This window comes from Microbacterium sp. P2_F9 (assembly GCF_056403635.1).
The window spans coordinates 1-12,660 of record NZ_JBFUFC010000015.1; the positions used below are offsets into that span (position 1 = coordinate 1).

Annotated in this window: 14 protein-coding genes; 5 read left to right on the forward strand and 9 right to left on the reverse strand. The window is 66.9% G+C overall.

Annotation, left to right across the window (positions count from 1 at the left end):
* The 4 genes from AC1DVT_RS02900 to AC1DVT_RS02915 form a co-directional block, all read left to right on the forward strand.
* A partial coding sequence (locus AC1DVT_RS02900) for a mandelate racemase/muconate lactonizing enzyme family protein (protein ID WP_477386371.1) occupies positions 1-663 on the forward strand: 663 nt, incomplete at its 5' end.
* Positions 663-1,109 carry a hypothetical protein gene (locus tag AC1DVT_RS02905; protein ID WP_477386373.1) on the forward strand — a complete coding sequence of 149 codons (447 nt, stop codon included), beginning with the start codon at positions 663-665 and terminating at the stop codon, positions 1,107-1,109. The genes AC1DVT_RS02900 and AC1DVT_RS02905, both read left to right, overlap by 1 nt.
* Complete coding sequence (locus AC1DVT_RS02910) at positions 1,106-1,489, forward strand: RidA family protein (RefSeq protein WP_477386375.1); 384 nt, start codon at positions 1,106-1,108, stop codon at positions 1,487-1,489. The genes AC1DVT_RS02905 and AC1DVT_RS02910 overlap by 4 nt, the downstream gene beginning before the upstream one ends.
* On the forward strand, positions 1,486-2,205 hold the full coding sequence (locus AC1DVT_RS02915) for a creatininase family protein (RefSeq protein ID WP_477386377.1): 720 nt from the start codon (positions 1,486-1,488) through the stop codon (positions 2,203-2,205). The genes AC1DVT_RS02910 and AC1DVT_RS02915 overlap by 4 nt, the downstream gene beginning before the upstream one ends.
* 40 nt (positions 2,206-2,245) lie before the next feature.
* On the opposite strand, the gene AC1DVT_RS02920 is transcribed toward AC1DVT_RS02915, so the two are convergent.
* The 6 genes from AC1DVT_RS02920 to AC1DVT_RS02945 form a co-directional block, all read right to left on the reverse strand.
* Positions 2,246-3,109 carry an NAD(P)-dependent oxidoreductase gene (locus tag AC1DVT_RS02920; protein WP_477386379.1) on the reverse strand — a complete coding sequence of 288 codons (864 nt, stop codon included), beginning with the start codon at positions 3,107-3,109 and terminating at the stop codon, positions 2,246-2,248.
* Positions 3,110-3,189: 80 nt separating this feature from the next.
* Positions 3,190-3,888 (reverse strand): hypothetical protein, encoded by a 699-nt coding sequence (locus AC1DVT_RS02925; RefSeq protein ID WP_477386381.1) that lies wholly within the window; start codon positions 3,886-3,888, stop codon positions 3,190-3,192.
* A 51-nt stretch (positions 3,889-3,939) separates the two neighbouring features.
* A complete protein-coding gene (locus AC1DVT_RS02930) occupies positions 3,940-4,284 on the reverse strand; it encodes a hypothetical protein (protein ID WP_477386383.1) in 345 nt (114 codons plus the stop codon).
* Between the two features lie 299 nt (positions 4,285-4,583).
* Complete coding sequence (locus tag AC1DVT_RS02935; protein ID WP_477386385.1) at positions 4,584-5,585, reverse strand: DUF2804 domain-containing protein; 1,002 nt, start codon at positions 5,583-5,585, stop codon at positions 4,584-4,586.
* A complete protein-coding gene (locus AC1DVT_RS02940; RefSeq protein WP_477386387.1) occupies positions 5,582-7,396 on the reverse strand; it encodes a glycoside hydrolase family 2 protein in 1,815 nt (604 codons plus the stop codon). Before AC1DVT_RS02940 ends, AC1DVT_RS02935 begins: the two co-directional genes overlap by 4 nt.
* A complete protein-coding gene (locus AC1DVT_RS02945; RefSeq protein WP_477386389.1) occupies positions 7,393-8,721 on the reverse strand; it encodes an MFS transporter in 1,329 nt (442 codons plus the stop codon). The genes AC1DVT_RS02940 and AC1DVT_RS02945 overlap by 4 nt, the downstream gene beginning before the upstream one ends.
* Before the next feature lie 112 nt (positions 8,722-8,833).
* Between AC1DVT_RS02945 and AC1DVT_RS02950 the strand changes: the two genes are divergently transcribed.
* A complete protein-coding gene (locus AC1DVT_RS02950; protein ID WP_477386391.1) occupies positions 8,834-9,829 on the forward strand; it encodes a LacI family DNA-binding transcriptional regulator in 996 nt (331 codons plus the stop codon).
* A gap of 93 nt (positions 9,830-9,922) precedes the next feature.
* On the opposite strand, the gene AC1DVT_RS02955 is transcribed toward AC1DVT_RS02950, so the two are convergent.
* The 3 genes from AC1DVT_RS02955 to AC1DVT_RS02965 are packed head-to-tail and all read right to left on the reverse strand — an operon-like array spanning position 9,923 to position 12,536.
* Positions 9,923-10,942 carry a Gfo/Idh/MocA family protein gene (locus AC1DVT_RS02955; RefSeq protein ID WP_457100776.1) on the reverse strand — a complete coding sequence of 340 codons (1,020 nt, stop codon included), beginning with the start codon at positions 10,940-10,942 and terminating at the stop codon, positions 9,923-9,925.
* Positions 10,939-11,631, reverse strand: coding sequence for an N-acetylmannosamine-6-phosphate 2-epimerase (locus tag AC1DVT_RS02960; protein WP_477386393.1), 693 nt, complete (start codon positions 11,629-11,631; stop codon positions 10,939-10,941). Before AC1DVT_RS02960 ends, AC1DVT_RS02955 begins: the two co-directional genes overlap by 4 nt.
* A complete protein-coding gene (locus tag AC1DVT_RS02965; RefSeq protein WP_457100778.1) occupies positions 11,628-12,536 on the reverse strand; it encodes an N-acetylglucosamine kinase in 909 nt (302 codons plus the stop codon). Before AC1DVT_RS02965 ends, AC1DVT_RS02960 begins: the two co-directional genes overlap by 4 nt.
* Positions 12,537-12,660: the final 124 nt, after the last annotated feature.

A 12,660-nucleotide genomic window follows, 5' to 3' on the forward strand; every position in this document is an offset into this window, starting at 1 on the left:
ACGTTGAAGCTCAAGTGCGAGCTCGACGACGATGTCGTGGCCATCGCCGAAGCGGTGCGCGAGGCCTGCGGACCCGACTTCACCCTGATCTTCGATCCCAACGAGCGGTTCGACGAGCTGCGTCACGCGGTGCGGATCGCACGCGGCCTCGAGCGCGTCGGCAACGTGCTGTGCCTCGAGGACCCGCTCCCCCGCTGGGACCTCGAGTCCTACCGCGAACTCCGCTCCCGGACCACGATCCCGATCGCGATCCACGTGGCGCTCGGCTACACCGCGCACGGCCAGCGACTCTCCGACGTGGTCTCCGCGATCAGTGGGCGCGCAGCGGATGTCTTCAACTTCAGCTCTGGTATCGCCGACTTCCTCCGGATGGCGCATGTGGCGGATGCCGCATCCCGCCCGTACTGGCACGGCAGCGAGATCGACCTGGGCATCATGGAAGCCGGTGCCGTGCATGTCGCCGCCGCCACCACCGGCGCGACACTGCCCAGCGACATCTTCGGACGGCAGATCCGCGAGAGCGACCTGCTGGTGAGCCCACTCGCGTTCAACGGCGACTCGATCATGGTGCCAACGGGACCGGGACTCGGCGTCGAACTCGACTTCGAACAGGTCGCCGACTACGAAGTGTCGCGGGTCCGGGTCAGTGCGGAGGACGCGTGATGTCTGCTCACGACCAACTCCACGACATCCTCATCCACCGCGACGTCGACGCTTTTGTCGCGGACGACTGGGACCGCACCGCGGCCGACTTCGACGCCGAGGCATTCACCGGTTACAGCGGTGGGGACGGAACGCTGCGCCTCACCTACCCCTCCCTTGCCCCTTACCGCGACTCCTGGCTTGAACAGGCAACCGAGTTCGCCGGAAGCCCGCCAGAGCACCTGCGATCACAACTGCTGTCAGCGCAGCGGATCTCCCGCATCGAGATCACTGATGACAAGGCACTGTGCACGAAGGTGTTCGACGGAACGGTCGCCGGTCCGGACGGGCAGCCTCACCGGCTCGCCTGGACGACGCACTACTTCCTGCGGCACGACGCGTCGACAGAGCGATGGCTCATCACCGGCTTCGTCGGCTACCTCCCCCACCAGAAAGGCCTCGCATGACTCGGGCATTCCTCCCCCTCCGCGCCACGCAGCATGTCACGGCGGGGCCGTACTCCCCGCTGCTCGTCGTGCCGGCCGGCGACCTCATCGTCCTCAGTGGGCAGGGACCACTCGACATCCACGGGAACGTGCAAGGTCACGGCATCCGGGAGCAGACGAAAGTCACCCTCGAGAACTGCCGACGACTTCTCGAGCACKCCGGCGCCGACCTGTCGCACGTCTTCAAGGTCAACGCATACCTCGCCGATCTCGATGACTGGGAGGAGTTCAACGAAGAGTACCTCCCGCACTTCAGCGAACCGCGCCCTGTCCGCACGACGGTGGGCGCGCGGCTCCTCCTGGGAATGCGTGTCGAGATCGACGTCTGGGCGACCCGATGAGACTCGCCGAGCTGCGATCGGCCGAGGCGAACTTCGCCGGCAGAGACGAGATCCTCGCGGTGCTCCCCATCGGCGCAGTCGAGCAGCACAGCCGGCATCTGCCCCTCGGCACGGACGCCCTGATCGCCGAGATGATCGCGGCTGCCGTCGAACAGCGGCTCGAATCCCGGGTCGTGCTCCTGCCAACCGTCAGCGTGGGGGCGAGCGACCACCACCTATCCATGGCTGGCACCGTCTCCATCGGGACGCTTGCGATCGCCCAGGCTGTCGCGGGACAGTGTCTGAGTCTGGCGCAGAGCAGCGGCATCCGTCGCTTCCTCATCGTCAACGGGCACGGCGGCAATCAGCCGGCTGCTCGACTCGCACTTGAGACGATCCGCGCGTCATCTGACTCCGTCCACGCGTTCGCCGTCGACTATTGGGCGCCGATGTTCGCCGAACTGGATGCCGCCGGAATCCTGCGCCCGAGCGCGATGGGACACGCCGACCTCATCGAGACATCCATCCTGCTCGCGACTCGCCCCGAGCTCGTTCGCATGGAGCTCGCCCTCGAGGATGCGTACCAAGATGCGCTTCCCGACTACGCCACGACGACGCGGGGCATCCCCGAGCGGACGCTCCACGGTGGCGTGGGTGACCCCACGGGGGCGACCGCAGCCATGGGCAAGCAGTTCTTGGACGCGGCCGTACGGGGCATCGTGACGCTCATTCAATGACGCCCGGCCTTCGGTGCCTGCCGTTCGCAGACGCACGGGCCTAATAGAGGTCGCGCCGGGTCACTTCCGCGGCGGCACCCCAGTCGAGCGTCGCGAGCGATGGGTCGGCCAGGGCGATCTCGAACACACGGCGCAGCGCCGCGCCGGTGGGGAGCACCAGACCTGTCTCGGCCGCGACCATCTCGGCCAGCTTGAGGTCCTTCATGCCCAGTGGCATAGCGAACCCCGGCGGGTCGTAGGCCTCGTTGACGATCTGCGACCCGTAGCCACGGTAGACGACTCCGTCGAACAGGGTGCTCGTCAGCAGTTCGTGGAATTGCGCGGGATCGACTCCCTGCCGCTCGGTCATCGCGATCGACTCCCCCAGCGTCTGGATCGTGTGGATGATATGGAAGTTCACCGCGATCTTGACCACGTTCGCCATCCGTGGCCGCTCACCCAGACGCCAGATCCGCGCGCCCAGGATCCCGAGGATCGGTTCGACGGCATCGAGATACTGGGCCGGGCCGGCCGCCAGGATGTTCAGCTGGCCGGCTGCGGCGACCGGAGGTCGACCCAGGACCGGCGCGGCGACATACCCGACTCCCGCCGCGGTGAAGCGGGCCTCGAGCCGATCGGCGGCGGCCGGGCTGATTGAGGCCATGTTCACATGGATGCCGCGACCCCGGGCGAGCGCCGCGYCCTCGAGCACGGCATCCGCGGCATCGTCGTCGGCGAGCATCGAGATCGACAGGCCCACCTCCAGCGCGTCCGCGGGAGTCGCGGCCTCGACCGCCCCGACGGCGACGAGCGCATTGACCGCATCAGCCGACCGGTTCCACACGTGCACCTCGTGGCCCGCGTCCACGAGTCGCCGCGCCATCACCGACCCCATGGTTCCGAGACCCAGAAACCCGATCCTCATCGCCCCGACCCCGTCCCGTCTGCCGCGCTCTTCCGACGGCCCTCCGATGCTCTCACCAGACCGATATTAGGTAGTGGTCCTCAAGACAGCGGTCGCTCGTCCGAAATCCGGCCGCCTGACAGCACGTTCGACGGAAGTTCCAGGAGCGGGACGGTCAGCCAGACCAGGGCACCAAGGAGTTTGGGGGCGTCCTCCCACAGCGGCTGGCCGTGCAAAGTCTGATCGGCGACCACGGAGACGCCGAGAAGGACGAGGCCCAGGATGAAAGCCCGGCCACCGGACGACAGGTTCTGCACGCGGAATCGCGACAGGCCGTCCTGCGGCAGCGCGCCTGCAGTCGACCGAAAAGCGCCGAACAGAAGCACGACCCCGATGGCGGCATAGAGCAGTTCGAAGCCCTCCTCCGGCAAGCCGAGCTCAGGTCCGACTCCGTCGTGGAGGAGGAGAGCATCGTCGAGCGCGAGAAGGATGTTCAGAACCGCGAATCCGAGCAGCCAGCGACGACGTGTGGGCCAGAGCACTGCGGCCAGCGCAGCCATGGAGGCGACTGAGGCCCACACCATCGTGTTCACCAGCGAAAGTCCTCCAGCCAGCAGCGGCAGCACGGCGCCGGCGTCGGCGGACAGTGCCATGAGGTCGCGGCTGTAGAAGCCGAAGGGCTGCTGATTCAACGCGGCCAGGAGACTTGTGCCGGCCACCAGCAGCACACCGAGCAGCAGAGCCGCCGGGACAAGCGCCGTTCGAAAGCGATCATCGACCGACCGCTCGACCTGTGTCACGTGCTTTCCTCCTGATCCATCACGGAGCGTCAGCGTCCGGGCGGGCATTCGCTAACGGCCCCGGGGATGCGCGGCTGCTGCGGCCGACACGTTCCTGACCTCGCCCGTCGCGAGGATGTCATCGATGGCGTCCAGAGCACTGTCGAGGCTGTCGAAGAGATCCGTCACGGCACTCGAGCCACGCAACCAGACCACCTCAAACCTCTCGTCGCGCGACTCGACGAACGCGACAACGTGCAGAGGGTCTTCCTCAGGGATGCGCAGGTCACCCACCCGCCATGCCCCTTCGGTGACTGCGGTCACCTCAAAGTGGCCGTGCTCACTGCTCCACGTCGGACGCGCTGTTCGTTCTTCCGCACCTCGCGGTTGTTCGAGGCTTTCGACACCGTCTCTCATGTGCACTCGGCCCGTGTTGCTGAAGGACCCCTCCCTGAGTTCATCGTTGCTCAGCCCTGTCCCAAGAGGGATGGGGTTGACATCGCACATCGGTGATCACACACGATGGGAGCGGCGGAGTAGACCTGTGCCCCGCCGTTCGTCAACCACCGCTGGCGCGGGCTCCATGCGCTTTCTGCGGGTCGGGCAATCGGCAATCGTTGCGACCCTGCCGGCGTTCGTCCTGCTGCTGATCCCTGCCGCAACAAGGTGCAGCGTCACGAGTCGACGATCCGTCGTCGTGAGTGGCGGCTACCGACTCACCACCGATTGCGAACGTCTTCGGCCCAGCCCAGGATGCCCTCGAACGCGATGACGGCGCCGTCCAGCGTCGTGAATGCGCCAGACCACCAGCCGAAGCACTGGTCGGTGCGCGACGACACGATCCCGAGGTTCGTCCGAGTGACCTTGTCGTAGAACGGAACGAAGGTGAGGTCGAGGTTGGCGCCGCGGATTCGCCAGGGACGCAGGAAGTCCGAGGTGTCGTAGTCCCACCGCAGTTCTTCGCTGATCTTGTGGAGCCGGCCGTCGACGAACAGGGCGTTCTCGGTCGATCCGGTGCCGTCCGTCCACTGCCCGCCGAGCTGGACTCCGATCACCCGCCCATCGGAGACTCCCGACCCGGCACCCCAGTTCCAGCTCACGTCGTACGGCCACCGGCCGCGGCCGTGGTCGAGCACCGCCCACGACTCACCCGCCGGGACATCGTGGTCGACCCCGTCAACGGTGATCGTGCCGGATGCCGGGCGCGCGACATCCTTCACGGTGTATTGGAACCGTCGATCACTCCAGGGGACCACGACMCCCAGCGACTCGTGGCCAGGAGGGCGACCCGCGACGATGTCGACCGCTGCTCCCGGGATCTCCGCACGCAGCCGGGCGCCCTCCGGGATCTCGTCGATGTCGATGGTGAGATTGCGGGCACGTGCCCGCGCGGGGCCCTCCCCTAGGCTCGCCGGCAGCGTCGCACTGCCGCTCAGGATGCCGGTCACTCCTCGATGAACCGCCACCTCGGTGGCGCGGTCGAACACCCAGACGTCATGTACGGCGGCGTAGTCGAGCGACGACACCGTGAGTGAGACGATGTGCGTCGGCGTCGTGACGTTCCAGTACTCCCACCGCTTGTTGCGGCCCCAGGAGTGGCGGCCGTCGATGCCCGAGGTGTCGAGCAGCGAGCCGCGCATCCATCCGACCGCGTCACGATTGAGGCGACCGCCGGAGCCGGTCAACGAAATTGGACTCGTGAGCTCGCGCTCGATCACGGCGTCTCCCCCTCGGCGGCGGCCGCTGCGATGCGGGCGTTCATCTGGCGCACGACGTGCTCATCGACCTTCACCACTTTCCGGTCATAGGTGACGAGACCGTTCACCTCGTCCTCGACATCCGCGAGCTGGGTGTAGACGATGGCGCCGAGGCCACGACGCACCGCCGGCACGATCTCGTCGTCATGCAGACGCACGAAGGCCGCCTCGAACTCTTCCGCGGTGCGGAACTTCTTGTAGCCGAAGGTGCGCACGCTCCAGGTATGGCCCGCAACGGGGAGGCTGTAGCCGCCGTATTCGGTCAGCGCGAGGACTCGCGCATCGCTTCGCCAGGTGCGCTTCATCCGGAAGCGGCGGAAGTAGACGTGCAGGCTGTGCAGGTCCCCGGCCCCCTGGTCATGCCATCCGCTCGCGTGGTCGACGGGTCGCGTCGGATCGAGAGAGCGCACGGCGTCGGCGACGCGCAGGGCGTCGAACTGCCCCCATCCCTCGTTGAACGGCACCCACAGCCCGATGCTCGGAACGCTGCGGAGCAGCTCGATCATCGTCTCCAGTTCCGATTCGAACGAAGCTCGGCCCGCGGCATCCGTCCTCCGGAATCTGCGGTGCTGCCGGTCATYGAGCACCAGCGGAGTGACAGCCGGGGCCGTGATCACCATCGGGTGATAGTCGCTGCCCCCGTTTACCGCGTCCTGCCACACGAGCATGCCGATGCGGTCGCAGTGGTGGTACCAGCGCATCGGCTCGATCTTGATGTGCTTGCGCAGCATGTTGTAGCCGAGGCGCTTGGCGAGCTCGATGTCGTACTCCAGCGCGGAGTCGGCAGGAGCGGTGTAGCCGCCGTCGGGCCAGTACCCCTGGTCGAGCAGCCCGATCGGCAGGTACGGGGCGCCGTTGAGCAGCAGCCGCGGGGCGCCGCGCTCGTCCATTCCGACGCCGAAGGAGCGCATCCCGACGTAGCTGGTCACCCGATCCTCGGCCAGGATCACCTGCACGTCGTACAGGAAGGGCGTCTCTGGCGACCACGTCCGCACCCCTTCACGCAGGGCGATGGGTGTCGGCACGCCGACGGTCACGATCGCCTCGGCGGCCGGCATCCCATCGGCCGTCATAACGACTCGGGCGGTCTCACCGCGAGCGGCGTGTGTGCTCTCCACGGTCACCACGACGGTCTCGGCGTCGAGATCCGGGACGAGCACGAGGCGATCGACCGCGACCCGCGGCAGCACCTCGAGCCACACGGTCTGCCAGATTCCGGACTGCGGGGTGTACCAGATGCCGCCCCGCCTGCTCGCCTGCTTTCCGCGCGAGAGCCATGACGTGTCGGTCACGTCGCGCACCGCGACGACGAGCTCGTGGTCGGCGCTGCCGTCCGCGAGAGCCGCGGTGATGTCGAGCGTGAAGGGCAGGTATCCGCCGGTGTGGCCGCCGACCTCGACGCCATCGACCGCGACCCGGCAGGACTGGTCCACGGCACCGAAGTGCAGCAGGACGCGATCGTCAGGCGCGGGCTTTTCGGGGGTGGTGAACCGGCGGCGGTACCACAGCGTCTCGTCAGGAGCCGTCGCCCGCCCGACGCCCGACAGGGCGGTCTCGGGCGAGAAGGGCACCACGATCTCGTGATCGAAGCGCACGGGATGCTCGCGCGGGTCGGCGACGGCAAGCGGGTCGGATGCCGCGAACGGCGTGAACGCGCACTCCCAGCGTCCGTTGAGGCTCTGCCACGAGGGCCGTACCAACTGCGGCCGGGGGTATTCCGGCAGCGGCGCGTGGGCGTCGAGGTCCTCGCCCCAGGCGGTCAGGAGGGTCACGACGTGGGCCCCGTCGGCGCGGGGAGCCGCCGAAGCAGCATCACGGGAATGATGACGAAGGCGGCCACCGCCGCAGCTGCCAGGAAGATCCACGGGGTCGGGACCTGCTTGGTGACACCGAGGTCCTGGAAGGTCTCATTCGCGCCGACGATCACAGCCGCGCCGATGAACGGGCCGATCACCATGGGGATGAGAGTCGCGGCGATCATCCGCAGTCCCTGCACCATTCCGACGCGATCGGCCGGCGTCGCATCGCGCACGGTCGCTGAGATCGCGGCGCCGGTGAGCATCATCCCGCCGATCATGACGGTGCCCGCGATGATGACGCCCAGCATGTCGCGCACGAAGAACATGGCCACCATGCCGGCGATCATGATGCCGACCATCGGCAGGATCGCCCGCACTTTGCCGACGCGGTCGATGACCCGGCMGCCGAGGACGCTCGCGACCGAGGCGAGGATCAGGACGCTCCCAAGAATGATCGCGTACCCGTCGATGCGCAGGTAGCGCTGAATGTAGATGATCAGGTAGGGGAGGAAGACCTGCGTGCTGATCCCGAAGATCGCGAGAGCGGCGAGAGTGACGTACAGGCGCGGGTTCGCCGCCATCGTGCGCGGCCGCAGCCCATACACGAGGGCCGGGAAGTAGCCGTCGGTGGTCACCCCGGCCCCCGGGACGTCCCGCACGAGGAACCATGCGATGACACCCACAACCGCCGTCGCACCGCCGACGATTCCGAAGAAGAGCGACCACTGACCGTCCTTCGTGAGGCCGTCCAGGGCGCCGAAGACGATCAGCATGGCGAGCAGCGGCATGATCGCGAGCACCCCGTCGACGCGGCCGCGGTTCGCGGGAACCGTCGATTCGGTGACCCACGCGTTGAACGCGCCGTCGCTGGCGCCGGATCCGAAGAACGACATGACGCAGTCGAGCACCACGATGGCGACGACAGCGAGACCCACCGCCTGTGCGGTCGCAGCGGCTCCATCGGCGGGCTGGACGAGCCCGAACGCTGCTGTCGTGAGCCCCCAGAGGATGTAACCGACGGCGATGAACGGGCGACGGGTGCGCGCACGATCCGACGCGACGCCGATCAGCATCGTCGCGAGCGTCGCTGCGACAGCGGATGCGGCGACCAGCGTCGCGATGACGTGCGGGTTGTCGGTGATCGTGTCGTAGACGAACACGTTGAGATACATGTTCTCGACGGTCCACGCCACCTGACCGATGAGGCCGACGAGCACGATGGTGACCCACGTGCGCGTGCGCAGACCGGTCGGGGGACGCCCGGGCATCACGATGGCGGGCGAGGTCGAGGAGTGCATAGGGTCCTTGCTGGCACGGCGCTGTGCTGTGAATCGGTGAGCGGGGGGGTGGAACTCATTGTATATTGCCACGTGGCATGAAATTCGCGATCGAACCGTAAGAGGGGTCCCCGTGGTCACACAGATGGACGTCGCGCGCAGAGCGGGGGTCAGCCGGCGAACCGTGTCGAACGTGGTGACCGACTTCCCCTACGTGAAGACCGAAGTGCGCGAGCGGGTTCAACGCGCCATCGTTGAACTCGGCTACGTCCCCAATCGCGCAGCGCAACGACTGCGGACCGGACGCAGCGGAGTCATAGCGCTGCTCGTCCCTGAAGTCGGAGTGGGGTACTTCGGCGAGATAAGCAATCTCATCATCGAGGCGGCCGCCGCTCGCGGAGTCGGGACGATCGTCGCGCAGACCCGAGGATCCCGGACTCGCGAGCTTCAGGAGATCGAGCGTGTCCTCGCCCTGCAGCCAGATGGCCTCATCCTCAGCCCGCTCGGACTCACCGCGGAAGACCTCGAGTCGATTCAGACCCGCTGTCCTATCTCCCTCATCGGGGAGCACTTCCTCGGCAGTGCCGATTCTGCCGTGGCGATCGACAACGTGCGTGCGGCCCGCGAGCTCGTCTCGCACCTGCTGTCGCTCGGGCGTCGGAACATCGCCTTCCTGGGCATGACCGACGATGCCCCACGATTCATGAGCCTCCGCCACGACGGATACGCGGCCGCCCTCCAGGAATTCGGGGTCGAACCGGCGGGTGACATCCGCACTGACGCCTACGAGTTCATCGACGGGTTCACAAGTGGAACCCTTCTTGCTGAGCGGATTCGCTCGGGAGCGGAGATAGACGCTGTCTTCTGCGTCACCGATGAACTCGCGATCGGTGTGATCCGCGCCCTGCACGATGCGGGTCTGCACGTGCCCGGCGACGTGGCGATCGCGGGGTTCGACGACATCGCAGAGGGTCGGTACTCGACGCCGCGCCTGACGACTGTCTCGCCCGACAAGGAGCAGATCGCGCGGCGCGCGCTCGCGGCGCTGCTGGACGGCCCCGCGCCAGCGAGTGCGATCGAGTATCGACTGAGCATTCGGGAGAGCAGCACCGGGGTGGGCCTGGGCTAGGCGGCAAGGGGGCCGCCGAGGTGAACTGGAACTCAGCTCGGGGTTCCAGCTCCCTCCCCCTGTTCATGTCGGGTGTCGCGGGCGCCTATATCGTCAGCTGCGAACTTCGGCCCACGCGCGGTTCTTGAGCGATTCGTCGATAGCGTCGAGCACTCGCGCCGCGGAGACCGCTTCGTCGATACCGATGCGACTGGGCAGGTCGAACTCGACCATCTGCAGGAAGTAATCGAACTGCTGCGGAACGACACCCTCGAGGCGCCCGTCGAGTTCGGGGTCGAGCATGACGTTGGGCAGTTTGAAGTCGTCCAGTGTGTCTAGCGAAATCCCCTCAGCGGTCACATCGACCTTGACGTTGCCCTCGGTGCCATAGAGCTCGAACTGGGATGCCAGTCCACTGGGCGTGGACTCGGGCAGGACCCAGGAGATCTCGATGGTGCCGACGCACCCGTTCTCCAATTCAGCGAGGATGAGGGCGACATCGACGCCTTCAACGCCTGCTGCAGGAAGAACCTTGGCTGCGGTGGTGGCGGAAACCCGCACGATGGGGCTGCCGCTGATCCATTGCACCAGGTCGATGTCGTGGATGCCTTGGTACATGTAGATCGGTGACGCGCCTCCGTTGGCGAAGCCGACGCTGCGAGGCACGATGCGCGATGCGCGAAAGTGCACGGGGTCGCCAACACGTCCTGATGCGACGATCTGTGCCGCAGACCGGAAGCGGGGGTCGTGGCGTAGCACGTGTCCAACGAGCACCTTGGAGTTCGTCGCGCGCTCCGCTGCGGCCGCGATCGTGCGGGCCCCTTCCAGAGTGTCGGCGAGTGGCTTTTCGACGAGCACGTGAAGTCCAGCTTCGAGCGCGTCGACGGTCACGCCGACGTGGAGACGGTCGGGTACGGCGATGATGACGCCGTCGAGGTGTACTGCTTCGAGCGCATCCTTCAGGGATGGGAACCAGGGCGCGCCGTACTGTTCGGCGACGCGGCGGCCGCTGGCCTCGAATGGGTCGACAATGGCGGTGAGGTTGGCGCGGGGATTCTCGGAGACGATGCGGCAGTGAACCTGCCCCATTCGGCCGGCGCCGACGACGGCGATATTCGTGGCTGTGCCACTCATGCTTGTGCTCCCTTCGTGAGCGTGGGTACCGCGGTGAGGAAACGGCGGGTGAGCGCCATTGGTTCGGTAATAGATGTCCCGACGACGACCGCGAACGCGCCCGCTTCGAACGCGGCCGCCACCTCGGCGGGGGACTTGATGCGGCCTTCTGCGATGACTCGCGTGGATTTTTCGGCCAGCGCGCGGACCAGATCGATATCGGGTTCTCCACTGCGGTTCGGTGGGGAGGTGGTGTAGCCCGCCAGCGTAGTCCCGACCAGTTCGGCACCGAGCGACCGGGCGTGCAGACCGGCGTTGAGACTGTCGACGTCAGCCATTACGAGGATGCCGCGCTCACGGACGGCGGGCAGGAGAGTATCGACGCCCGGGGTTCCTGGTCGAGTTCGAATTGTCGCGTCGAGTGCGACGATGTCGGCTCCGGCGTCTACAAGCGCTTGGGCAGCGTCAACGGTGGGGGTGATCCACTGAGCACCGTTGATGATCATCTTCTCAAGGCCGATGATCGGTACGCTCACCCGTTCGCGTACGGCCGTGACATGCGCGACGCTGTTGACGCGAACGGCGGCAGCGCCGGCAAGGGTGGCTGCTTCGGCAATTGCGGCGATGATGCCGGGGTCACGCAACGGCGATCCGTCGGGCGCTTGGCAAGACACGATGAGTCGTCCGCGTAGCGTCTCAAGGTCGATCATTCTGACTCCTCTATTGCGATGAGACCGGCAAATGCTGGTCGGATGTCGGGTTCTTCTGCGACCACGCGGGCTCCGTCGAGTGCGGCGTCTGAGCGCACGATGAACGGCGCTGGGTGCAGGCCAAGGTGATCAAGAGCGCGGTACACGGCGCTGACGAAAGTCTCCGAGCGGGTGAGCCCTCCGGTCAGCCCGATCGGACCGTCGTCGACTCGCGCGCTGCGGATGGTGAGGGCGAGCTGGTCAGCGGCTTCCTCGAGGATGCGCTGGGCGACTTCATCGCCATCCTCAGCTGCGCGCAGCACATCGGGCGCAAAACCGGCGACGTATCTAGGCGGCGGCGTGGAGCTCATCGCGTCGTGGTAAATGTCCTCGGGTGTTCCGAGGCGCATGCTGGCACGGGCAAGGGCGGTGAATTCTCCGCGACCTTCAATGGCGTCAAGTGCGGCTTGTAGGCCATGCTGACCGAGCCAGAATCCGCTGCCAAAGTCCCCGAGGAGGTAGCCACGGGCATCGATTCGGCGCGGCAAGCCCGAGCTGCCCACGCCGAGCGCTGCCACGCCGGTTCCGCAGATCGCAACGGTGCCTGGGTGCGGCCCGACGGTGCCGAGGAACGCCGTCACGGCGTCCGCCGCGACAACCGTCAGGCGCGGCTGAAGTCGCTTGTGGACCTCAGCGGCGAGCGCGGCAGGTGCAGGAGAACCCTCGACATATCCGGATAGGCCGATGCCGATCGCGTCGAATGATGCAGTGGAAGGAAGCTGATCTGCGATCCGTGCGGCGAGTGCCTGCACCTGAGCGTCCCCGGTCAGCGCGTTCACGCCGACTGGCGATTCGACCACGTCACCGTCTGCCACACGGAGCCGCAAGCCGGTCTGACCAATGTCGACTGCGAGCGTGCCTGTCACGAACGTCCCGTCGACTTCTGCGCGCTTCCGTCCGGGAGCAACGACGCGGTGTCGCTATCCATGAGCCATGTGACGTCGCCGTGGTCCCGGAGCACGCTTGCGGGGAGGGCCTCCGTTCGGGGAC

What these genes read in the sequence shown, in the direction of transcription:
- AC1DVT_RS02905 (WP_477386373.1), top strand. Translation starts at nt 663, where the DNA reads ATGTCTGCTCACGACCAACTCCACGACATCCTCATCCACCGCGACGTC.
- AC1DVT_RS02915 (WP_477386377.1), top strand. Translation starts at nt 1,486, where the DNA reads ATGAGACTCGCCGAGCTGCGATCGGCCGAGGCGAACTTCGCCGGCAGA.
- AC1DVT_RS02930 (WP_477386383.1), bottom strand. Translation starts at nt 4,284, where the DNA reads ATGAGAGACGGTGTCGAAAGCCTCGAACAACCGCGAGGTGCGGAAGAA.
- AC1DVT_RS02955 (WP_457100776.1), bottom strand. Translation starts at nt 10,942, where the DNA reads ATGAGTGGCACAGCCACGAATATCGCCGTCGTCGGCGCCGGCCGAATG.
- AC1DVT_RS02960 (WP_477386393.1), bottom strand. Translation starts at nt 11,631, where the DNA reads ATGATCGACCTTGAGACGCTACGCGGACGACTCATCGTGTCTTGCCAA.